The sequence below is a fragment of the Pyrococcus sp. ST04 genome, assembly GCF_000263735.1.
Taxonomy (GTDB): domain Archaea; phylum Methanobacteriota_B; class Thermococci; order Thermococcales; family Thermococcaceae; genus Pyrococcus.
In genome coordinates this window covers 1,644,393-1,663,134 of sequence record NC_017946.1, presented here as the reverse complement: position 1 = coordinate 1,663,134, position 18,742 = coordinate 1,644,393, and the positions used below count along the sequence as shown (strand labels likewise).

Here is an 18,742-nt window from a genome sequence, read left to right as displayed (position 1 = left end):
TTCTTAAAGTTTTTGCAAAAATTTTTCAAAAAAATTTGTTGCCTGAGGGTGGAAACCTTCGAAAGCCTTTTAAATTAAATACTAAAACACCACAACAGCTTTCAAGATAAGAGAAACCCTTGGAGGACAGAAATGGCGTGGCATGTATTCATCCCAGATTCCCTCCTTGAGGAAACGAATGATCCAAAGCTCAAGGCATACAAGGTAGGGCAGATTGCAAGGGCCTGTGCAATATTCGGCGTTGAGCACATATGGATATACAGGGCAGGAGGAAAAGATGGAAAGCTAATAAAAACACTCCTGGAATATGCAGAGACTCCCCAGTACCTTAGGAAGAGATTGTTTCCCTTAATGCCTGAGCTTAAGTATGCGGGAGTAATGCCACCTCTCCAAATACCGAGTCATAAGCCAAAGACTACCCCAAGAATTGGAGAAATACGAGAGGGGTACGCATTCAGAAAGGGCAAGAAGCTCTTTGCAGATATTGGCCTTGATAGGCCAGCTTTGATAAAGGGAATTGCCGAGGAAGGTCGAGGGACGTTTAAGATAATTTCAGTAAAGCCCTTGAGAGTAGTCCCGTCTGATCCTCCTGACTATTGGGGCTATAAGGTTCACTGGAGTAGAAAAACTTTAGCAAAAACACTTAAAAAGGCTGAACTTGACGTGGTCATCGCGACATCCCGTAGGGGTGTCGATGTGAGAGATGCCGAAGTGCCCCTTGAGGGCGAGGTTGGTATCGTGTTTGGCTCCCCTAGGATGGGGATAATGGAGATACTTGAGAAGTATAATGAGAAGTTTGAGTTCGATTTAATCGTGAACACAATTCCTGGTCAAAAAACGAAGACCGTTAGAACGGAAGAAGCCGTGTTGGCTACACTTGCTATATTTAATCTCATGAGGAGGGATTGAGAATGGGTAAGATTCACAGGCCAAGAAGAGGTTCACTAGGATTTAGCCCAAGGAAGAGGGCTAAGAGCATAGTTCCTAGGATTAGGAGCTGGCCAAAAGAGACAGAGGTTAGAATGCTGGGCTTTGCAGGTTACAAAGCAGGGATGACTCATATACTAATGATCGACGATGAGCCGGGATTGACTAATGGAAAGGAGATTTTCGTTCCTGTGACAATAATAGAGACACCACCCCTTAGAGTGTTTGGAATCAGAGCATATAGACAGGGTTATCTCGGGCTAGAAACAGCAACTGAAGTTATAGTTCCAGACTTCAAGCTTGACAACTACCCAGTTAAGCCAAACAAGAAAGTCGAAATGACTTTCTACAAGCTTCTCAGGAGAAGAATTGCAACCCTGCCAAAGGACTACACTCAAGAGCAGTTTGAACAGAAGCTTGGTCAGCTTGAGGACATGATAAAAGAGGGCGAGATCGTTGAGGTAAGAGCTTTAGTGTCCACTCAACCTTGGATAATCAAGCTCAAGAAGAAGCCTGAAGTAATGGAGTATGCGATTGGAGGAACAAGTGTTGAAGAAAAGTTCAACTACATTAAGGAGAGATTAGGGAAGGAACTTAGGGTTGATGAGGTTCTCAAAGAGGGAGAGCTCCTAGACGTAATTGCCGTGACAAAGGGTAAGGGTACCCAAGGGCCCGTAAAGAGATGGGGAATTAAGCTTAGGGCTCACAAGGATAGCAAAGGTAGGAGGAAGGTTGGTTCAATAGGCCCATGGCACCCGGCTAGGGTTATGTGGACAGTTCCAATGGCGGGTCAAATGGGATTCCACCACAGGACTGAGCTTAACAAGAGGTTAATAGCAATAGGCCACAACGGAAAACTCGAGCTTAACGGAAATGAAATTGAGATAACTCCAAAGGGCGGGTTCCCCCACTACGGAATCGTAAGAAGTGACTTCATGATGATTGCTGGTAGCGTTCCTGGGCCGGTCAAGAGGATAATTAGAGTTAGGCCTGCAATTAGACCTCCGAAGAAGAAGCCTCCTGTTCAGAGGCCACAAATAACTTACGTTAGTGTTGAGTCAAAGCAGTGAGGTGAGATAAATGAAGGTTAAGGTTTTCGATCTTAACGGTCAACCTGTCGATGAGATCGAGTTGCCAAAGGTATTTTTCACTCCATTTAGGCCTGATCTCATAAGAAGAGCAGTTATAGCCTCGTGGACACATAGAATACAGCCCCAAGGTAGGGATCCAATGGCTGGTAAGAGAAGAGTTACCGAGAATATCGGAAAGGGTCACGGAATGGCAAGAGTAGAGAGACTTAAAACACCACCAAGGTATGCTGCCTTTGTTCCATTTGCAAGGGGTGGAAGAAGAACTCATCCACCAAAGGTCGAGAAGATAATCTGGGAAGACATAAACAAGAAAGAAAGAAGACTTGCAATAATGAGTGCAATTGCAGCAACCGCAAATTACGATATAGTTAAAGCCAGAGGCCATGTTGTTGATAACGTTCCTCAGCTCCCACTGATAGTTGTTGATGACCTTCAGAAAGTTCAAAAGACCAGAGAAACAAGGGAGATATTCAAGAAGCTTGGCATTTGGGATGACATCGAAAGGGCCAAGGAGAAGACTGGAGTTAGAGCAGGAAAGGGTAAGATGAGAGGTAGAAGGTACAAGAAGGCTAAGGGGCCATTGATTGTAGTAGGTAAGAACGAGGGAATTGTACTTGGGGCAAGGAATCATCCAGGAGTTGATGTTGTAATTGTCGATAATCTTGGCGTTGAGCACTTAGCCCCCGGTACCCACCCAGGTAGATTAACTGTCTGGACCGTTAGTGCTATAGAGAGGCTTAGGGAGATATACGGGTGATGGAGTATGGATCCATATAAGGTGATAATTAGACCTGTCGTTACTGAAAAAGCGATCTCACTAATAGAAAAGGAAAACAAGCTCACGTTCATAGTGGACAGAAGGGCTACCAAGCAGGACATAAAGAGAGCAGTTGAAGAGATCTTCAATGTTAAGGTAGAAAAGGTAAACACTCTAATTACCCCGAAAGGGGAGAAGAAGGCATACGTAAAGCTCAAGCCTGAGTATAGTGCGAGTGAAGTTGCCGCAAGGTTGGGATTATTCTGAGGTGGTGAGGTATGGGTAAGAGTTTGATTCAACAAAGGAGAGGTAAAGGAAGCCCAACATTCAAGTCACCCTCCCATAGGTTTAGAGGTGCTGTGAAGTATATTCCACTCAACTACACCCAAGATAAGACTATTAGGGGTGTAGTTGAAGAGATAATGCACGACCCAGGTAGAACTGCTCCCGTTGCAAGAGTCAAGTTTGAAAATGGAATGGAGAAGCTTATAATAGCCCCCGAAGGTTTACTTGTTGGTCAGGAGATCTATATAGGACCCGATGCTCCTATAGCAATTGGAAATACACTACCACTTGCAAAGATTCCGGAAGGTACCTACGTCTACAACATTGAAGGCATCCCGGGAGATGGTGGGAAGTACGTTAGGGCTGGAGGAACTTACGCTCTCGTTGTTAGCAGGGAGAAGGATAAGGTTATCGTTCAGCTTCCAAGCGGTGAGCTTAAGGCCTTCAATCCAAACTGTAGGGCAACGATTGGAGTTGTTGCTGGTGGAGGTAGGTTAGAGAAGCCCCTGGTTAAAGCTGGTAAGGCTTATTACAAGTACAAGGCAAGGAACAAGTTCTGGCCAACTCCAAGAGGTGTTAAGATGAACGCTGTTAACCACCCATTCGGTGGTAAGGAGCACCACCCAGGTAAGCCAACTACAACATCCAGAAGGGCTCCTCCAGGAAGGAAGGTTGGTCATATCGCTGCGAGAAGAACTGGTAGAAGGAAGTGAGGTGGTGTAAATGGCGAGGAAAGAGTTTAGATATCGCGGTTATACGCTTGAGCAGCTCCTAAATATGTCCCTTGAGGAATTGGCTAAATTGCTACCAGCAAGACAAAGGAGAAGCTTGAAGAGAGGTCTAACTCCAGAGCAGAAAAAGCTCCTCAGGAAAATAAGGCTGGCAAAGAAGGGTAAGTATAAGAAGCCAATAAGGACCCACTGCAGGGATATGATAGTACTTCCAGAAATGGTCGGTCTTACAATTTATGTTCACAACGGAAAGGAGTTCGTTCCGGTTGAGATAAAGCCAGAAATGATTGGGCACTACCTTGGAGAGTTTGCCCCAACGAGGAAGAGAGTTCAGCACGGAGCTCCTGGTATCGGTGCTACAAGGTCTTCAATGTTCGTTGCAGTAAAGTGAGGTGGTTGGGATGGGCAAGCGCTTTGGCTACTCTTTCCAAAATTTTGATCCAGAGAGAATGGCTAGGGCTAGTGGAAGAGACCTAAGAATTTCACCAAAGCTCGCAGTAGAGGTATGCAGAGAACTTAGGGGAATGATGCTCAACGATGCAATAAAGTATCTTGACGATGTTATTGCTCTTAAGAGGCCTGTTCCACTGAGAAGGTATAACGATAGTCAAGGACACAAGCCAGGAAAGGGATTTGGCCCAGGAAGGTATCCAGTTAAGGTTGCAAAGGCAATTAAGAAGATCCTCCTTAACGTTAAGAATAATGCCCAGCAAAAAGGTCTCGACCCCGATAAGCTGAAGATAATCCATATCGCTGCCCACAGAGGTCCCGTCCTTAGGGGATGGTATCCGAGGGCATTTGGTAGGGCTACCCCCTTTAACGAGCAGACCACCCACATTGAGGTAGTAGTTGAGGAGATTAGGAGGTGAGTTCATGGCAATTGAGAGGTACTTCATCCGCGAGGCAGTTAGGGAGATGCTCATCGATGAATTCCTCGAAAAGGAGCTAAGAAGAGCAGGATATGGGGGCCTTGATATTAAAAAGACCCCCCTTGGAACTAAGGTTATAATATTTGCCGCAAATCCTGGTTACGTCATAGGCAGGGGTGGTAGGAGGATAAGGCAGTTAACTAGAATCCTAGAGAGCCAATTTGGGCTTGAGAACCCCCAGATTGAGGTTGAAGAAATTAAGAACCCTTACCTTAACGCCAAGGTTCAGGCTGTAAGATTGGCTCAGGCTCTTGAGAGGGGAATTCACTTCAGGAGGGCAGCTTACGCAGCTATGAGGGCAATAATGAACAACGGAGCAAGAGGTGTTGAGATAAGGCTAAGCGGTAAGCTGACTGGTGAGAGAGCTAAGAGCATAAGGTTCTACCAGGGATACTTGGCAAAGGTTGGAAACCCAGCGGAGACCCTCGTAAGCAAGGGCTATGCACAGGCCCTTCTAAAGCTTGGAGTCATTGGAGTTAAAGTTGCCATAATGCCTCCAGATGCAAGGCTCCCCGATGAAATAGAAATCATTGAAAAGCCAGTAGAAGAGGAGGTGGCACCAAATGAGGCCGAGTGAAATCAGGGAGATGAGTATTGAGGAGATCGATGCTAAAATTAGAGAGCTCAGGCTTCAACTCGCTAAAGAGAGAGGAATGCTTACGATGGGAACTTCCTTAGAGAATCCGATGGTTATTAGGAATTTGAGAAGGGATATTGCCCGCCTCTTAACAATAAAAAAGGAGAAGCTTAGAGAAATGCGCAAAAAGTGAAGGTGGTGTTTGGTGCCGAGGATAGTAAACCCCCTTGATGAAATGCTCTTTAAGGAGGTCCTTAAGGAGCAGCAGAGAATCCGAGTTTACACAGAAAGGGCAAGGTACGGAAAAATAAAGACGATAATTGAGGGCATAGATGAAAAGGAGTTTGACCTCGAAGAGATCGCAAAGAAACTGAAGGCGAAGTTAGCATGCGGAGGAACAGCAAAGAACGGAAGAATAGAGCTTCAGGGAGATCACAGAGACCGTATCAAGAAATTGTTGGCAGAACTTGGATTTTCAGAGGAGCTCATAGAGGTAGAGTAAACAGGAAAAACATTATCTGGCACGAGCTCATTGGACTGAAGGCTAGGGTAGTTGGCTCTATGCATCCTGGGTTTATAGGAATTGAGGGATATGTCGTCGATGAGACCAGAAATACCTTGGTGATAGTAGGGGAGAAGGTTTGGAGAGTTCCTAAGGATGTTTGCATCTTTGAGTTTGAGACCGAGGATGGCACAAAAATTAAAATATCTGGTGAAAGATTGGTGGGCAGACCTGAGATGAGATTGAAGAAGAGGTGGAGAAAATGATGAGAGACATAGGTTTGAGGGTTCAACCTCCTGCTGAAAAGTGTGACGATCCAAAATGTCCCTGGCATGGGCACCTTAAAATCCATGGTAGAGTGTTCGAGGGAATCGTAGTCAGCGACAAGCCAAGGAAGACTGTCACAGTCGAGAGGCAGTACTATCACTATCTCAAGAAATATGAGAGATATGAGCTCAGGAGGAGCAGAATACATGCTCACAACCCACCATGCATAAACGCGAAGGTTGGAGATAGAGTACTGATTGCAGAAACAAGACCCTTGAGCAAGACCAAGCACTTTGTTGTTGTTGCTGTCCTTGAGAGGGCGGAAGAGAGGAGGTGAGCTAAATGGCAAAGAAGGGAGCAGGTGCTACGAGAGGTGTCAGCCCCGTAAGGCCAACTAGGGCTCTTCCCATAGGGGCTTACCTAACTGTTGCAGATAACAGTGGTGCAAAAGTCATTCAGATAATAGGTGTAGTTGAATACCACGGAACGAGAAGGAGGCTCGCGTCAGCAGGCGTTGGCGACATGGTCGTTGCAACTGTAAAGAAGGGAAGACCTGATATGAGGCACCAAGTTGTTAGAGCTGTTATAATTAGGCAGAGAAAGGAGTACAGGAGACTTGATGGCATGAGAGTCAAGTTTGAAGACAATGCAGCAGTAATAGTTACACCCGAAGGAGTTCCAAGGGGGACAGAAATTAGAGGTCCAGTTGCGAGAGAAGCAGCTGAGAGATGGGTTAGAATTGGAAGTATAGCGAGTATAATTGTGTGAGGTGAATGGTATGAAGCTAAACTCAAAACAACCAAGAAAGCAGAGAAAGTTCCTTTATAATGCTCCCCTTCATCTCAGGCAAAAGATGATGTCAGCTCCCCTAAGCAAGGAGCTTAGGGAGAAGTACAAGGTTAGAAACCTCCCGGTTAGGGTTGGAGATAAGGTTAGGATAATGAGGGGTGACTTCAAGGGACACGAAGGGAAAGTCGTTGAGGTAGATCTTAAGAGGTATAGAATCTTCGTCGAAGGTGCCACCATCAGAAAGACAAACGGCACTGAGGTATTCTATCCAATTCATCCCTCAAACGTTATGATAATTGAGCTTAATCTCGATGACGAGAAAAGAAAGAAAATAATTGAGAGGAGGGCTGGATAATGGCGAGAAAAGGTCCTAAGAGGCACCTTAAGAGACTTGCTGCTCCACCATCATGGTATATTGAGAGGAAGGCATACAAGTGGGCCGTTAGGCCAAGGCCTGGACCACACAACATGAAGACTTCAATACCGCTCCTTTACATAGTTAGAGACTACCTCGGCTATGCCAAAACCGCTAGAGAGGCCAGGAAGATTCTCAATGAGGGTAAGTTCCTTGTAGATGGTAAGGTTAGAAAAGACTACAAGTTCCCAGTTGGTATAATGGATGTTGTTTCGATACCCGAAACTGGTGAGCACTATAGAGTTCTTCCAAACAGCATTGGAAAGCTGATCCTCCACCCAATAAGTGAAGAGGAGGCCAATATAAAGCCACTCAGAATTAGGAACAAGAGAATGGTTAAAGGGGCAAAGATCCAGTTGAACTTCCACGATGGAACAAACCATCTAATACCACTAAGTGAGAAGGACAACTACTTCACCTCATACACGGTTCTCATGAAAGTTCCAGATAGGGAAATTCTTGAAGTCCTTCCATTCGAGAAAGGAGCATACGTTTTCGTTACCCAGGGTAAGAACGTTGCAAGAAAGGGTAGAATCGTCGACATAAAGAGGTTCCCAATGGGTTGGCCAGATGTAGTCACCATTGAAGATGAAGAAGGAGAGCTCTTCGACACTTTAAAAGAGTATGCATTTGTTGTGGGCAGAGACAAGCCCAAGATTTCACTCCCATGAGGTGAGTTCAAATGGCAGTAGCAATACCGAACAGGGAGGAAATACTTGCTGATTGGGAAGCTCACCCGATGAGAAGGCCAAGAGTGGCTAAGGTTACCATAAACATTGGAGTCGGAGAGAGCGGTGAGAGACTTACCAAGGCTGAAAGGATGCTCGAGCAACTAGTTGGTCAAAAACCCATTAGGAGGAAGGCAAAGAAGACAAACAGAGACTTTGGAATTAGAAGAGGAGAACCTATAGCAGTCAAAGTGACTTTAAGAGGCCCAAAAGCTTATGAAATGCTTAGAAGGCTACTTGCAGCCGTTGATAACAAGCTTAAGGCATCAAGCTTTGACGAACATGGAAATGTGTGCTTTGGTATTGAGGAGCACATAAACATACCAGGAGTTGAATATGATCCAGAGATAGGAATATTTGGAATGGACGTGTGTGTCACCCTAGAGAGGCCAGGGTTTAGGGTTGCGAGGAGGAAAAGGAAGAGGGCAAAGATACCCACAAGACACAAGCTAACAAAGGAGGAAGGAATGCTATATATGATGGAAGAGTTTGGAGTTGAGATCGTGGAGGGATGATGGATGGCGAAGGCTGATTATAATAAGAGGAAGCCAAGAAAGTTTGGAAAAGGAGCGAGAAGATGTATTAGATGTGGGCAATATGGCCCAATAATTAGAATTCACGGCCTAATGCTATGTAGGCACTGCTTTAGAGAGGTAGCTCCAAAGCTTGGCTTTAGGAAATATGAGTGAGGTGAGAAGAGATGACGCTACTTGATCCACTTGCTAACGCTCTCTCCCATATAACCAATAGTGAGAGGGTCGGAAAGAGAGAAGTGTACATAAAGCCGGCATCAAAGCTGATCGGCGAAGTCCTCAGGGTTATGCAGAAGTATGGTTACATCGGTGAGTTTGAGTTCATAGACGACGGGAGGGCAGGAGTTTACAGAGTTCAGCTACTTGGCAGGATAAACAGGGCAGGAGCAATAAAGCCTAGATTCCCAGTTAAAGTTTCAGAATTTGAAAAGTGGGAGAAGAGATTCCTTCCAGCATTCGAGTTTGGAATATTGATAGTTTCAACATCTCAAGGCGTTATGAGTCACAAAGAGGCAATAGAGAAAGGAATTGGTGGAAGACTGATAGCCTACGTGTACTGAGGTGAGAGAAATGCCAGTCGATGCATGGGTTCGTGAGGAAGTTGAGATCCCAGAGGGGGTTGAAGTTGCAGTTGAGGGCTATAAGGTCAAGGTTAAGGGTCCAAAGGGAGAGGTCGAAAGGGAGCTCTTTTGGCCAGGAGTGAAGATTTTCGTCGAGGATGGGAAAGTTGTCATTTACAAGGATTTCCCAAGAAGGAAGGATGTGGCAATAGCAAGAACATTCAAGGCACACATCAAGAACATGATCAAGGGAGTAACAGAGGGTTTCACTTACAAGCTTAAGGTAGTTTACAGCCACTTCCCAATTACCGTTAAGGTTCAGGGTGATGAGGTTATAATTGAAAACTTCCTTGGTGAGAAGGCTCCGAGAAAGGCCAAGATTCTCCCAGGTGTTACTGTAAAAGTTAGAGGCCAGGAGATAATTGTTGAAGGAATAGACAAGGAGGCAGTTGGGCAAACCGCTGCAAATATTGAGCAGGCAACTAGAATAACCAAGTGGGATAGGAGAGTTTTCCAGGATGGTATCTACATTGTTGAGAAAGCTGGCAAGCCTATAACGTTCTGAGGTGGGATATATGGACGAGAAAGAGTTTAAGAGGCTCCTTCGCGTGAGGGCGAGACTCAAGAGGAAAAAGCCAAGGTTCCTTAGGCAGGAATGGTGGAGGTATCCAAAGTTCAAGAACGATCCTAAATGGAGAAGGCCCAAGGGAATAGACAGCAAGATGAGGCTTAAGCTTAAAGGCAAGCCAAGATCACCAAGCATTGGTTGGAGCTCTCCAAGGCTTGTTAGAGGGCTTCATCCAAGCGGATACGAGGAGGTTCTAGTTCATAACGTTAAGGAACTTGAAGCGCTTGATCCAAAGAGGCAGGCTGCTAGAATAGCTCATACTGTTGGTAGGAAGAAGAGGATTGAGATACTCAAGAGGGCTGAAGAGCTAGGAATTAAGGTGCTAAACCCAAGACTGTGAGGTGAGAGAATGAAGACCTTAAAGATGCAGAAGAGAATTGCTGCTGAACTGCTCAAGTGTGGTGAGAATAGGATTTGGATTGATCCTGAGAGAGTTGATGAAGTTGCTGATGCAATAACGAGGGAAGATATAAAGAGATTAATCAAGGAGGGCGTCATTAAGAAGAAGCCAATCAAGGGACAGAGTAGGTACAGGGCAAAACTAAGACATGAACAGAAAAAGAAGGGCAGACACAGGGGGCCAGGAAGCAGAAAAGGTAAGAAGACTGCAAGGATGGGTAAGAAGGAGCTCTGGATTAAAACAATTAGGGCTTTAAGAAGGGAGCTCAGGAAGTTGAAGGAGCAAAAGAAAATCGATAGGAAGACCTATAGAATGCTCTACATTAGAGCCAAGGGTGGACAGTTCAAGAGCAAGCACCAGCTGTATTTGTTCCTCGAAGAACATGGTCTTTTGAGGAAGTGAGGTGAGAGAAATGGCTCACGGTCCTAGGTATAGAGTCCCGTTCAGAAGGAGGAGAGAAGGTAAGACAAACTACAGGAAGAGACTTAAGCTTCTCAAGTCAGGAAAGCCAAGGCTTGTAGTTAGAAAGAGCCTCAATCATCACATTGCTCAGATAATAGTTTACGATCCAAAGGGCGACAGAACATTGGTCTCAGCACATACAAGAGAGCTGATAAGGGACTTTGGATGGAAGGGTCATTGTGGCAATACCCCCTCTGCCTATCTCCTCGGTCTGCTAATAGGTTACAAGGCGAAGAAGGCTGGCATTGAGGAGGCAATACTTGACATAGGGCTACATCCACCTGTCAGGGGGAGTTCAGTATTTGCCGTACTTAAGGGTGCGGTTGATGCAGGTCTTAATGTTCCCCACAGTCCAGAGATATTCCCCGAGGATTACAGGATAAGAGGAGAACACATTGCTGAGTATGCCAAGATGCTTAAGGAGCAAGATGAGGAGAAGTTTAGAAGGCAATTTGGCGGATATCTCGAAAAGGGCCTTGATCCTGAAAAGCTTCCCGAACACTTTGAAGAGGTTAAGGCGAGAATTATTGAGAAATTTGAGGGTGAGGGGGCGAGAGAATGAGTCAGGAATGGAAAGAGTATGCAAAGAGGGTTTTAGATGAATGGGAGCCAAGGACAAAGCTTGGAATGCTAGTTAAAGAGGGGCAGATAACTGACATTCATGAGATATTTAGAAAGGGTTACCAGATTAAAGAGCCAGAAATAATAGACGTCTTGTTACCAGAGGTCAATGCTAGGGAGAACCAGGAAATACTGGACATAACGCTGACGGTTAGAATGACGGATAGCGGTAGAAGGGTTAGGTTCAGGGTTCTGGCTGCGGTTGGTAACAGGGATGGCTATGTGGGACTTGGAATTGGACATGGAAGGGAAGTTGGAATTGCAATAAGGAAGGCCATAAACTACGCTAAGCTTAACATAATAGAGATAAAGAGAGGTTGTGGTTCCTGGGAGTGCAGGTGCAGGAGGCCTCATTCAGTTCCATTCACAGTCGAGGGTAAAGAAGGTAGCGTTAGGGTTAAGCTAATTCCAGGGCCAAGAGGTCTTGGTCTTGTCATAGGTGACGTTGGTAAGAAGATACTAAGGTTGGCAGGAATTCAAGATGTATGGTCCCAAACATTAGGTGAAACAAGAACAACAGTAAACTTTGCAAAAGCAGTGTTCAATGCTCTCTACAATACGAACAGAGTTGTTGTGACACCTGAGATGATTGAAAGATACGGAATAGTCGTTGGAAGGGCAATGCCCGCAAGCTTTACCCTTGAATGAGGTGAGCAGAAATGGCAAAGCTCGCAGTAATTAGGATCAGGGGTAGGGTTAACGTTAAGAGGCCCGTAAGAGACACCCTCGCAATGCTCAGACTCCACAGGGTTAACCACTGTGTTATAGTGGATGATACTCCAAGCTATCTTGGAATGCTCCAGAAGGCTAAAGACTACATAACTTGGGGAGAAATAAACGCAGAGACCCTTGCGAAGTTAATAAGGAAGAGAGGAAGGCTCATTGGTAACAAGCCAGTTACAGATGAGTACGTCAAGGAGAAGCTTGGAATAACAATTGAAGAATTTGCAGAGAAAGTTGTAAATGGAGAGATGAGCCTTAAAGACCTACCAAATCTTAAGCCAGTATTCAGGCTTCACCCTCCAAGGGGAGGCTTTAGAGGGAGCAAAAAGAGATCTTTCAAGGAAGGAGGAGCTCTTGGGTACAGAGGGGAGAAGATAAACGATCTCATTGAGAGAATGCTCTGAGGTGGGTGAGATGATTAGGAGAAGGAAGAAGGTCAGGAAGCTTAGAGGAAGCCACACTCATGGCTGGGGATGCAAGAAGAAGCACAGGGGAGGAGGAAGTAAAGGCGGTAGAGGTATGGCAGGAACAGGTAAGAGGAACAAGAGCAAGTGGACATGGACGATCAAGTATGCTCCAGATCATCTAGGAAAGAGGGGATTCTCAAGACCCCCCGAGGTTCAGAGAGAGGTCAGGATAGTTAATCTCAAGTTCATTGACGAGCACCTAGATGAGCTTATCCAAATGGGAATTGCATACGAGGAGGAAGGCAAGATAATCGTCGATACAACTCAGTTTGCTGATAAAGTTCTCGGGACTGGCAAGCTCACTAGACCGCTCATCATTAAAGCTAGGGCCTTCTCCCCCAAGGCTGAGGAGAAGATTAAAGCAGCTGGGGGAGAGGCCGTTCTTGTTTGAACCCTTTATTTTTTGCTTCCCTACATAAAAGGACAGTGGTGTTGAACTATGGGGGCTAGGGACATAGTTTATGCTTTAGAAAAGTGGTTTCCAGAAGTTGAAAGACCAAAGAAACACGTTCCTCTAAAGGAAAAGTTTATGTGGACAGGTCTTGCTCTGATACTATATTATGTCCTTGCTGAAATTCCTGTTTATGGAATACCAAAGCAGATACAGGATTACTTCCAGTTTCTGAGAGTTGTCCTTGCTGGTAGAAACGGTTCCCTCTTAACGCTTGGTATAGGGCCTATAGTAACTGCTGGAATTATCCTACAACTTCTCGTGGGTTCTGAGATCATTAAGCTCGACTTGGCAAATCCTGAAGATAGAAGATTTTATCAAGCACTACAGAGGGTGTTCTCAGTATTCATGTGCTTCTTTGAAGCTGCAATCTGGGTACTAGGTGGGGCTTTTGGTAGGGTTGGTGTTGATGTCACCCATGCGATTGCGGTCCTCATGATACTCCAGCTTGCAATGGGTGGAGTGATCCTGATAATCTTAGATGAGCTTGTGAGTAAGTGGGGCATAGGAAGTGGTATAAGCCTGTTCATAGCTGCTGGAGTTTCTCAGAGGATATTAACTAGGAGCCTAAATCCGCTAACCGATCCTAATATAGTTGATCCCCTAACCGGCGAACCTGCAATAGTAGGTGCGATTCCATACTTCATTCAGCACATACTCAAGGGAGATCTTTGGGGGGCCATTTACAGGGGTGGAAATGCCCCTGATATGCTAGCTGTAGTTGCAACAATAATAGTATTCCTTGTGGTCGTTTACTTCGAAAGCATGCGCGTTGAGATACCCCTTGGATACAGAGGTGTCACGATCAGGGGGAGGTATCCAATAAGATTCCTTTACGTTAGCAACATTCCAATAATCCTAACTTTTGCACTCTATGCTAACATTCAGCTATGGGCCAGACTCCTCGATAGGTTCGGTCATCCGTGGCTCGGAACATTCGACCCAAGGACGGGTTCACCTATAAGTGGCTTTGTTCTCTATGTAATCCCGCCAAGGAACATCTTTACAGTGATAGACAATCCAGTTAGGGCTATAGTTTACCTCCTAATGACTATAGCTTTCAGCCTGCTCTTTGGATTCCTATGGGTTGAGCTGACTGGACTTGATGCAAAGTCAATAGCAAGGCAACTGCAAAGAGCTGGCCTTCAAATTCCAGGATTCAGAAGAGATCCTAGGACACTTGAGAGAGTACTTCAGAAGTACATCCCCTACGTGACGTTCTGGGGATCATTAACAGTTGCATTGATTGCAGTATTAGCTGACTTCCTTGGAGCCCTAGGAACTGGAACAGGAATACTGTTGACAGTTGGTATTATATACAGATTCTATGAAGAGATAGCCAGAGAACAGATAAGCGAAATGTTCCCAGCCTTAAGGAAGTTCTTTGCCTCTTGACATCTCCCTCTTCCATAATAATTTTAAACGCTTTTCTTCTTTCTAAGTTGGGGGTGTGGAATGCCATTCGTAGTCATAATCACCGGCATTCCTGGAGTTGGTAAAAGCACGATCACTCGATTGGCCTTACAAAGGACAAAGGCGAAGTTTAAACTCGTAAATTTTGGAGATCTCATGTTTGAAGAGGCCCTCCGTATCGGTCTTGTAAAACATAGGGACGAGATGAGGAAGCTTCCACTTGAAGTTCAAAGGGAGTTGCAAAAGAAAGTTGCTGAAAAGATAGTTGAAATGGCCAAAAGTGAGCCAATTCTCATAGACACCCACGCGACAATAAAAACTCCCCATGGCTACCTTCTCGGTCTTCCTTACGATGTTATAAGAACCCTGAATCCTAACTTCATAGTGATAATCGAGGCTACTCCAGCTGAGATTTTGGGAAGGAGGCTTAGAGATCTCAAAAGGGATAGGGACGTTGAGACTGAGGAGCAAATCCAAAGACATCAAGATTTAAATAGGGCCGCTGCTATAGCGTATGCAATGCACTCAAATGCACTAATTAAGATAATTGAGAATCATGAGGATAAGGGTCTTGAAGAGGCTGTAAACGAGCTCGTAAAAATACTTGATCTGGCGGTGAAGGAGTATGCTTGAGGGAATATACCTAGCTTTGGATGAGATGTTTGGTCCTCTTCTTAGGGGAACCCATCCAATGTGGGTAGTTACGGTAGCCGGGATAATATTGGGTGCATTCTTCGTATTCCTTAATTACATCTTTGTTGATCAGGAAAAAATGAAGAGACTGCAAAAGATGGCAAAGGAAATTCAAGAGGAGTTTAAAAAGGCCAGGGAAAGTGGTGACGAGAAGAAGTTAAGAAAAGTTCAGCAGAAGCAATTGGAGCTTTTAAAAATGCAAAATGAGATTATGAAAGATGCATTCTTTAAGCCAATGCTGATAAGCTGGCCAATAATCATAATCTTCTGGGGATGGCTGAGGAGATGGTACTTTGAGGTTGCTATAGTCAAGTATCCGTTCAATTTCTTCCTATTCGATATATTCCATAAGATGTATCACTCAGCTTTGAGACCTGACGAACTTGGGTACTTTGGATGGTACTTCCTAACGAGCTATGTTGTCGGTTCAGTGTTGAGAAAAATATTGGATATGGCATGAGCTCAGCCTATTTGGAAGGCTGAGCTCCTTAATTCTCCTCTTTCGAATCTAAATGGGTCAAACCATTCCCAGTCTAGGGGAACTTTAGTCCTACCCTTCACTATTCTTTCCGCAAGCGCTTGGGCAACTGCTGGGGCCATCATAAATCCATGGCCCGAGAATCCTATAGCGACATAAAAGTTATCTTCTATCTCTCCTATAGCGGGGTTGTTGTCCGGAGTTCTTGCATAGTGTCCGGCCCATTGTCTTACAATATGAACGTGTTTCAGTGCTGGGATTATCTTTACTGCCCACTTAAGGACTTCTTTAGCAAAGTCATAAGTTGGAGTTACATCATCTGGAGAAGTTTCATATTCCAACGCCGTTCCGCAAATAACTCCTCCGTCTTCGCCATCCTGAATCACGTAACTATCGTTCCATGCTGGAGGGCAAACAAGGGGTTCAATTTGTCCCCTCTCGAGAGGTTCTGTTTTTACTAGTTGGTGCTTGTAAGGCTTTATTGGGATTATGTCCTTTCCGATCATTGAGTTTATCTCCCTGGCCCAAGCGTTAGTTGCATTGACAACCACGTCTACTTTGAATTCTCCCCTCGTTGTTTTAATTTTCCATTTATCCTCTTTCTCTATCATGGTAACCTTGGTATATTCATGGAACCTAGCCCCTAACTTTTCTGCTGCCTTTTTATATGCATAAAGGGTGTGGAAGGGGCTCGCCTTTCCATCCTCTGGGTTCCAGGCTGCTGCCAAAAATGCGTCTTTGTTCAATGGAGGTACTATTTCTTTTGCTTCCTCGGGAGTTATTAGTTTTGTTGGAACACCGAATTTGTTTTGAAGTTTTATATTTCTTTTAAAGGCTTCAACTTCCTCTTCACTTGTTGCTAAAAATAAGTATCCTGTTTGCTGGAACATTATATCGTGGTTTAGCTCCTCGCTTAGTTGTCCCCATCTTTCAATTGAGTACTTCATTAGCTTTATGTTAGCTTCATCTGTGAACTGGGCCCTGATACCACTCGCACACCTGAACGTTGAGCCCGACCCGAGGTATCTCTTTTCAAAAACTATAACATCCTCTCCAAGTTTTGCGAGCTCATAAGCAGTTGCTACTCCAATGATTCCGCCCCCAATGATTCCTATCATTTCTCTCCCCCCACCAGAGCTTCAATTTTTACAGGTCTTACTGGGAATCTGGCATTTGGTAGGGCAATGTCCTCCGGCCTCTTGCCTGTTTTTCTTGCCAGGATTGAGATAACTATTGGAATACATGTTCTTCCCTGACAAGGCCCCATTCCGATCCTCAGGAGTCTTCTGAGCTCTTCTAGATCCGTTACTCCTTCATCAATGAGTTTTTCAATATCTTCAACGGTAACATCATTGCATCTACAAACTATTCTCATTCTCTCACCACCCTAATGGCTCTTACATCCCAAGCAAGCTCGATGGGAACCTCAACTGTAATTATTGGTGTATCTCCTTTCGCTTTCTCCCGAGGGACGACGGAGATAATTTTTCCTCTTCCAACTTCTTCTCCAATCCTGTTAAGGAGAATTACTTCTTCTCCTGGTTTCGGCAATGGTAAAAGTTCATATGGCATCGTTATTCTGGCCTTATTTCCTATGTAATGAATCATGAAAAATGCTAGCCCAGGACATATCTGAACACAAAGTGAACAGCCAATGCACTTTTCATAATCTACAATGGGTATATCATTTGGATGCTCCATAATTACAGCATTTGTTGGGCATATTTCCTTGCATGGAGTACAAGGAATTTGTTGGGGGCATTCTGGAACGGCAACTGGTCTTTTTCTTAATCTTTCCTCGCTGGGTTTTGGGATTATTGTGAAGAGTTCTTCGGGTGTTATATAACCGAATCTCAAATAATTTGGAATTTCGCTCATGATAATCCCTCCAGAAGCTTCTTAATACCCTCACTTACATGCCTTCCAAATGGTCCGGAACGGAACTCTTCTAAGTCTCTTTGGGCCTTCTCTATCTCTTTCACCCATCTATCTTCCCCAATTCCCAATCTTAGTGCTGCAGCAATTCCCGCTATTTTTCCCTCTAGCATTGCAGTGGTTGCCTCTTCTATTCCGGCTGTATCCCCTGCTACAAAGATCCCTCTCACCGTGGTTTCCATCCATTCGTCTCTAACAGCAACGTGCCCTCCTAGCTCCCTGATGTATCTTATCTGACATCCTGCCTGTTGGAGAAGCTCTATACTTGGCCTTAGGCCAACGGCAATTGCAATTAGGTCAACATCGTATTCTTTTTCTGTTCCAGGAATTGGTTGCCATTTTTCGTCGATCTGTACAACTACAGCTTTCTCTACTCTGTCTTTTCCATCTGCTCTTAGAATAGTGTGTCTGGTTAGGATCGGGACGCCTAATCTCCTCACCTTTGCAGCATGGACAAAATACCCACCGATTTTTGGCATTGCTTCCACTATAGCTTTTACATCAACACCTGCTTGTAGTAGCTGATATGCAAGAATTAATCCAACATTGCCTGCTCCAACTATTAGGGCTTTTTCTCCGGGCTTTATACCGTAAGTGTTCATGAGAGTTTGAATAGCACCTGCTCCGTATATTCCAGGTAGGTCATTGTTTTCAAAAGGAATTGCTTTCTCCATGGCTCCTGTTGCTACAATGACAGCCTTTCCATAGAATTCTATTAGCTCCTTCTCTCTCCTAACCCCTACAACAAGCTTTTTATCTCCCTCTTGAAATATTCCTACCGCGGACGTTTCGAGAAAAACTTCTATCCCCCTCTTTTTGACTTCTTCTTCAAGTATTCTTGCGATTTTAATCCCTCTTACACCCGCAAATTGTTCCCTTTTTCCAAAGAACTTGTGTGTTTGCTTAACAAGTTGTCCTCCCAGTATTGGGTTCTCGTCTATTAGAACAACTTTAGCCCCCACATCATGGGCGCTTATCGCGGCCATTAATCCTGCTGGCCCTCCCCCTATAATCACGATGTCTGCATCAACTTTTCTGGCGTGTTTTCCATTATTACTGCCTTCATTTTTTGGTAGAACTGGTTTGTTCTCCTCAATTCTCATTCCATCTTCGACAAGTGTTATGCAGGTTCTCACGTTTGGAATTCCATTTACAGTCATTAGGCATGAGGAACACTTTCCAATTGCACAAAACAATCCTCTTGGTCTTTTCTTAACTCTCGAAGTATTCAGAACTTTGATTCCTGCAGCATGTAGTGCTGCTGCTATTGTTTCGCCTTCATATGCCTTTATTGGCTTTCCATTGTAATATATTGTCACTTCTCTTCCGCGTTTAAATTCCAGAATAGGATGATCTCGTATTCTCACTATGTTTCACCTG

General features: G+C 44.7%; 32 protein-coding genes. 28 read left to right on the top strand and 4 right to left on the bottom strand.

Annotation, left to right across the window (positions count from 1 at the left end):
- Positions 1-132 precede the first annotated feature (132 nt).
- The 28 genes from PY04_RS08925 to PY04_RS08790 all read left to right on the top strand — a co-directional run bounded on the left by PY04_RS08925 (position 133) and on the right by PY04_RS08790 (position 15,409).
- Positions 133-909, top strand: a complete 777-nt coding sequence (locus tag PY04_RS08925) for a putative RNA uridine N3 methyltransferase (RefSeq protein ID WP_014734797.1) — start codon at positions 133-135, stop codon at positions 907-909.
- A gap of 2 nt (positions 910-911) precedes the next feature.
- Positions 912-1,997, top strand: a complete 1,086-nt coding sequence (locus PY04_RS08920; protein ID WP_014734796.1) for a 50S ribosomal protein L3 — start codon at positions 912-914, stop codon at positions 1,995-1,997.
- 10 nt (positions 1,998-2,007) lie between these two features.
- A complete protein-coding gene (gene rpl4p, locus PY04_RS08915; RefSeq protein WP_014734795.1) occupies positions 2,008-2,775 on the top strand; it encodes a 50S ribosomal protein L4 in 768 nt (255 codons plus the stop codon).
- Between the two features lie 6 nt (positions 2,776-2,781).
- Entirely contained in the window at positions 2,782-3,042 is a 261-nt protein-coding gene (locus PY04_RS08910; RefSeq protein ID WP_014734794.1) for a 50S ribosomal protein L23, read from the top strand.
- 11 nt (positions 3,043-3,053) lie between these two features.
- Entirely contained in the window at positions 3,054-3,773 is a 720-nt protein-coding gene (locus PY04_RS08905; protein WP_014734793.1) for a 50S ribosomal protein L2, read from the top strand.
- 64 nt (positions 3,774-3,837) lie between these two features.
- Positions 3,838-4,182 (top strand): 30S ribosomal protein S19, encoded by a 345-nt coding sequence (gene rpsS, locus PY04_RS08900; protein ID WP_371136989.1) that lies wholly within the window; start codon positions 3,838-3,840, stop codon positions 4,180-4,182.
- A 10-nt stretch (positions 4,183-4,192) separates the two neighbouring features.
- The gene (rplV, locus tag PY04_RS08895; RefSeq protein ID WP_014734791.1) at positions 4,193-4,660 is read left to right on the top strand and encodes a 50S ribosomal protein L22; all 468 of its coding nucleotides are present in this window, start codon (positions 4,193-4,195) and stop codon (positions 4,658-4,660) included.
- Between the two features lie 4 nt (positions 4,661-4,664).
- Positions 4,665-5,297 (top strand): 30S ribosomal protein S3, encoded by a 633-nt coding sequence (gene rpsC, locus PY04_RS08890; protein ID WP_014734790.1) that lies wholly within the window; start codon positions 4,665-4,667, stop codon positions 5,295-5,297.
- On the top strand, positions 5,284-5,490 hold the full coding sequence (gene rpmC / locus PY04_RS08885) for a 50S ribosomal protein L29 (protein ID WP_014734789.1): 207 nt from the start codon (positions 5,284-5,286) through the stop codon (positions 5,488-5,490). The genes rpsC and rpmC overlap by 14 nt, the downstream gene beginning before the upstream one ends.
- A gap of 9 nt (positions 5,491-5,499) precedes the next feature.
- Positions 5,500-5,799, top strand: a complete 300-nt coding sequence (yciH, locus tag PY04_RS08880) for a stress response translation initiation inhibitor YciH (protein ID WP_193384567.1) — start codon at positions 5,500-5,502, stop codon at positions 5,797-5,799.
- Positions 5,685-6,065, top strand: a complete 381-nt coding sequence (locus tag PY04_RS08875; RefSeq protein ID WP_081482825.1) for a ribonuclease P protein component 1 — start codon at positions 5,685-5,687, stop codon at positions 6,063-6,065. Before yciH ends, PY04_RS08875 begins: the two co-directional genes overlap by 115 nt.
- Positions 6,062-6,403, top strand: coding sequence for a 30S ribosomal protein S17 (locus tag PY04_RS08870; RefSeq protein WP_014734787.1), 342 nt, complete (start codon positions 6,062-6,064; stop codon positions 6,401-6,403). Before PY04_RS08875 ends, PY04_RS08870 begins: the two co-directional genes overlap by 4 nt.
- A 5-nt stretch (positions 6,404-6,408) precedes the next feature.
- Complete coding sequence (locus tag PY04_RS08865; protein WP_014734786.1) at positions 6,409-6,834, top strand: 50S ribosomal protein L14; 426 nt, start codon at positions 6,409-6,411, stop codon at positions 6,832-6,834.
- 10 nt (positions 6,835-6,844) lie between these two features.
- A complete protein-coding gene (rplX, locus tag PY04_RS08860; RefSeq protein ID WP_014734785.1) occupies positions 6,845-7,210 on the top strand; it encodes a 50S ribosomal protein L24 in 366 nt (121 codons plus the stop codon).
- The gene (locus tag PY04_RS08855) at positions 7,210-7,941 is read left to right on the top strand and encodes a 30S ribosomal protein S4e (RefSeq protein WP_014734784.1); all 732 of its coding nucleotides are present in this window, start codon (positions 7,210-7,212) and stop codon (positions 7,939-7,941) included. Before rplX ends, PY04_RS08855 begins: the two co-directional genes overlap by 1 nt.
- A gap of 11 nt (positions 7,942-7,952) precedes the next feature.
- Positions 7,953-8,513, top strand: coding sequence for a 50S ribosomal protein L5 (locus PY04_RS08850; RefSeq protein ID WP_014734783.1), 561 nt, complete (start codon positions 7,953-7,955; stop codon positions 8,511-8,513).
- Positions 8,514-8,516: 3 nt separating this feature from the next.
- A complete protein-coding gene (locus PY04_RS09705; protein ID WP_010867449.1) occupies positions 8,517-8,687 on the top strand; it encodes a 30S ribosomal protein S14 in 171 nt (56 codons plus the stop codon).
- A gap of 11 nt (positions 8,688-8,698) precedes the next feature.
- Positions 8,699-9,091 (top strand): 30S ribosomal protein S8, encoded by a 393-nt coding sequence (locus PY04_RS08840; protein ID WP_014734782.1) that lies wholly within the window; start codon positions 8,699-8,701, stop codon positions 9,089-9,091.
- 10 nt (positions 9,092-9,101) lie between these two features.
- Positions 9,102-9,656 (top strand): 50S ribosomal protein L6, encoded by a 555-nt coding sequence (locus PY04_RS08835; RefSeq protein ID WP_014734781.1) that lies wholly within the window; start codon positions 9,102-9,104, stop codon positions 9,654-9,656.
- A gap of 10 nt (positions 9,657-9,666) precedes the next feature.
- Positions 9,667-10,059 (top strand): 50S ribosomal protein L32e, encoded by a 393-nt coding sequence (locus PY04_RS08830; protein WP_014734780.1) that lies wholly within the window; start codon positions 9,667-9,669, stop codon positions 10,057-10,059.
- Positions 10,060-10,068: 9 nt separating this feature from the next.
- Positions 10,069-10,521 (top strand): 50S ribosomal protein L19e, encoded by a 453-nt coding sequence (locus PY04_RS08825; protein WP_014734779.1) that lies wholly within the window; start codon positions 10,069-10,071, stop codon positions 10,519-10,521.
- A gap of 10 nt (positions 10,522-10,531) precedes the next feature.
- Entirely contained in the window at positions 10,532-11,143 is a 612-nt protein-coding gene (locus tag PY04_RS08820; protein WP_014734778.1) for a 50S ribosomal protein L18, read from the top strand.
- On the top strand, positions 11,140-11,850 hold the full coding sequence (gene rpsE, locus PY04_RS08815) for a 30S ribosomal protein S5 (protein ID WP_014734777.1): 711 nt from the start codon (positions 11,140-11,142) through the stop codon (positions 11,848-11,850). Before PY04_RS08820 ends, rpsE begins: the two co-directional genes overlap by 4 nt.
- 11 nt (positions 11,851-11,861) lie before the next feature.
- Positions 11,862-12,329, top strand: coding sequence for a 50S ribosomal protein L30 (locus tag PY04_RS08810; RefSeq protein ID WP_014734776.1), 468 nt, complete (start codon positions 11,862-11,864; stop codon positions 12,327-12,329).
- A 10-nt stretch (positions 12,330-12,339) separates the two neighbouring features.
- Positions 12,340-12,783, top strand: coding sequence for an uL15m family ribosomal protein (locus tag PY04_RS08805; RefSeq protein WP_014734775.1), 444 nt, complete (start codon positions 12,340-12,342; stop codon positions 12,781-12,783).
- A 48-nt stretch (positions 12,784-12,831) separates the two neighbouring features.
- Positions 12,832-14,238, top strand: a complete 1,407-nt coding sequence (secY, locus tag PY04_RS08800; protein WP_014734774.1) for a preprotein translocase subunit SecY — start codon at positions 12,832-12,834, stop codon at positions 14,236-14,238.
- A 60-nt stretch (positions 14,239-14,298) separates the two neighbouring features.
- Positions 14,299-14,889 carry an adenylate kinase gene (locus tag PY04_RS08795; protein ID WP_014734773.1) on the top strand — a complete coding sequence of 197 codons (591 nt, stop codon included), beginning with the start codon at positions 14,299-14,301 and terminating at the stop codon, positions 14,887-14,889.
- Positions 14,882-15,409, top strand: coding sequence for an EMC3/TMCO1 family protein (locus PY04_RS08790; protein ID WP_048056141.1), 528 nt, complete (start codon positions 14,882-14,884; stop codon positions 15,407-15,409). The genes PY04_RS08795 and PY04_RS08790 overlap by 8 nt, the downstream gene beginning before the upstream one ends.
- Before the next feature lie 2 nt (positions 15,410-15,411).
- On the opposite strand, the gene PY04_RS08785 is transcribed toward PY04_RS08790, so the two are convergent.
- Genes PY04_RS08785 through PY04_RS08770 form a run of 4 tightly spaced genes read right to left on the bottom strand, consistent with a single transcriptional unit; the run spans position 15,412 to position 18,729 of the window.
- Positions 15,412-16,545: an FAD-binding oxidoreductase gene (locus tag PY04_RS08785; protein WP_014734771.1), complete on the bottom strand. Its 1,134-nt coding sequence runs from the start codon at positions 16,543-16,545 to the stop codon at positions 15,412-15,414.
- Positions 16,542-16,802 carry a (2Fe-2S)-binding protein gene (locus PY04_RS08780; protein ID WP_014734770.1) on the bottom strand — a complete coding sequence of 87 codons (261 nt, stop codon included), beginning with the start codon at positions 16,800-16,802 and terminating at the stop codon, positions 16,542-16,544. Before PY04_RS08780 ends, PY04_RS08785 begins: the two co-directional genes overlap by 4 nt.
- Entirely contained in the window at positions 16,799-17,305 is a 507-nt protein-coding gene (locus PY04_RS08775; RefSeq protein WP_014734769.1) for a 4Fe-4S binding protein, read from the bottom strand. Before PY04_RS08775 ends, PY04_RS08780 begins: the two co-directional genes overlap by 4 nt.
- Positions 17,302-18,729 (bottom strand): FAD-dependent oxidoreductase, encoded by a 1,428-nt coding sequence (locus tag PY04_RS08770; RefSeq protein WP_014734768.1) that lies wholly within the window; start codon positions 18,727-18,729, stop codon positions 17,302-17,304. Before PY04_RS08770 ends, PY04_RS08775 begins: the two co-directional genes overlap by 4 nt.
- Positions 18,730-18,742: the final 13 nt, after the last annotated feature.

What these genes read in the sequence shown, in the direction of transcription:
- PY04_RS08785 (WP_014734771.1), bottom strand. Translation starts at nt 16,545, where the DNA reads ATGATAGGAATCATTGGGGGCGGAATCATTGGAGTAGCAACTGCTTAT.
- rplV (WP_014734791.1), top strand. Translation starts at nt 4,193, where the DNA reads ATGGGCAAGCGCTTTGGCTACTCTTTCCAAAATTTTGATCCAGAGAGA.
- PY04_RS08780 (WP_014734770.1), bottom strand. Translation starts at nt 16,802, where the DNA reads ATGAGAATAGTTTGTAGATGCAATGATGTTACCGTTGAAGATATTGAA.
- PY04_RS08830 (WP_014734780.1), top strand. Translation starts at nt 9,667, where the DNA reads ATGGACGAGAAAGAGTTTAAGAGGCTCCTTCGCGTGAGGGCGAGACTC.
- PY04_RS08795 (WP_014734773.1), top strand. Translation starts at nt 14,299, where the DNA reads ATGCCATTCGTAGTCATAATCACCGGCATTCCTGGAGTTGGTAAAAGC.
- rpsE (WP_014734777.1), top strand. Translation starts at nt 11,140, where the DNA reads ATGAGTCAGGAATGGAAAGAGTATGCAAAGAGGGTTTTAGATGAATGG.
- PY04_RS08905 (WP_014734793.1), top strand. Translation starts at nt 3,054, where the DNA reads ATGGGTAAGAGTTTGATTCAACAAAGGAGAGGTAAAGGAAGCCCAACA.
- PY04_RS08910 (WP_014734794.1), top strand. Translation starts at nt 2,782, where the DNA reads ATGGATCCATATAAGGTGATAATTAGACCTGTCGTTACTGAAAAAGCG.
- PY04_RS08875 (WP_081482825.1), top strand. Translation starts at nt 5,685, where the DNA reads ATGCGGAGGAACAGCAAAGAACGGAAGAATAGAGCTTCAGGGAGATCA.
- PY04_RS08820 (WP_014734778.1), top strand. Translation starts at nt 10,532, where the DNA reads ATGGCTCACGGTCCTAGGTATAGAGTCCCGTTCAGAAGGAGGAGAGAA.
- PY04_RS09705 (WP_010867449.1), top strand. Translation starts at nt 8,517, where the DNA reads ATGGCGAAGGCTGATTATAATAAGAGGAAGCCAAGAAAGTTTGGAAAA.
- PY04_RS08825 (WP_014734779.1), top strand. Translation starts at nt 10,069, where the DNA reads ATGAAGACCTTAAAGATGCAGAAGAGAATTGCTGCTGAACTGCTCAAG.
- PY04_RS08775 (WP_014734769.1), bottom strand. Translation starts at nt 17,305, where the DNA reads ATGAGCGAAATTCCAAATTATTTGAGATTCGGTTATATAACACCCGAA.
- PY04_RS08790 (WP_048056141.1), top strand. Translation starts at nt 14,882, where the DNA reads ATGCTTGAGGGAATATACCTAGCTTTGGATGAGATGTTTGGTCCTCTT.
- PY04_RS08865 (WP_014734786.1), top strand. Translation starts at nt 6,409, where the DNA reads ATGGCAAAGAAGGGAGCAGGTGCTACGAGAGGTGTCAGCCCCGTAAGG.
- PY04_RS08925 (WP_014734797.1), top strand. Translation starts at nt 133, where the DNA reads ATGGCGTGGCATGTATTCATCCCAGATTCCCTCCTTGAGGAAACGAAT.
- PY04_RS08835 (WP_014734781.1), top strand. Translation starts at nt 9,102, where the DNA reads ATGCCAGTCGATGCATGGGTTCGTGAGGAAGTTGAGATCCCAGAGGGG.
- PY04_RS08810 (WP_014734776.1), top strand. Translation starts at nt 11,862, where the DNA reads ATGGCAAAGCTCGCAGTAATTAGGATCAGGGGTAGGGTTAACGTTAAG.
- secY (WP_014734774.1), top strand. Translation starts at nt 12,832, where the DNA reads ATGGGGGCTAGGGACATAGTTTATGCTTTAGAAAAGTGGTTTCCAGAA.
- rpsC (WP_014734790.1), top strand. Translation starts at nt 4,665, where the DNA reads ATGGCAATTGAGAGGTACTTCATCCGCGAGGCAGTTAGGGAGATGCTC.
- PY04_RS08870 (WP_014734787.1), top strand. Translation starts at nt 6,062, where the DNA reads ATGATGAGAGACATAGGTTTGAGGGTTCAACCTCCTGCTGAAAAGTGT.
- PY04_RS08805 (WP_014734775.1), top strand. Translation starts at nt 12,340, where the DNA reads ATGATTAGGAGAAGGAAGAAGGTCAGGAAGCTTAGAGGAAGCCACACT.
- rpl4p (WP_014734795.1), top strand. Translation starts at nt 2,008, where the DNA reads ATGAAGGTTAAGGTTTTCGATCTTAACGGTCAACCTGTCGATGAGATC.
- PY04_RS08920 (WP_014734796.1), top strand. Translation starts at nt 912, where the DNA reads ATGGGTAAGATTCACAGGCCAAGAAGAGGTTCACTAGGATTTAGCCCA.
- rpsS (WP_371136989.1), top strand. Translation starts at nt 3,838, where the DNA reads ATGTCCCTTGAGGAATTGGCTAAATTGCTACCAGCAAGACAAAGGAGA.
- PY04_RS08850 (WP_014734783.1), top strand. Translation starts at nt 7,953, where the DNA reads ATGGCAGTAGCAATACCGAACAGGGAGGAAATACTTGCTGATTGGGAA.
- PY04_RS08855 (WP_014734784.1), top strand. Translation starts at nt 7,210, where the DNA reads ATGGCGAGAAAAGGTCCTAAGAGGCACCTTAAGAGACTTGCTGCTCCA.
- rplX (WP_014734785.1), top strand. Translation starts at nt 6,845, where the DNA reads ATGAAGCTAAACTCAAAACAACCAAGAAAGCAGAGAAAGTTCCTTTAT.
- PY04_RS08840 (WP_014734782.1), top strand. Translation starts at nt 8,699, where the DNA reads ATGACGCTACTTGATCCACTTGCTAACGCTCTCTCCCATATAACCAAT.
- rpmC (WP_014734789.1), top strand. Translation starts at nt 5,284, where the DNA reads ATGAGGCCGAGTGAAATCAGGGAGATGAGTATTGAGGAGATCGATGCT.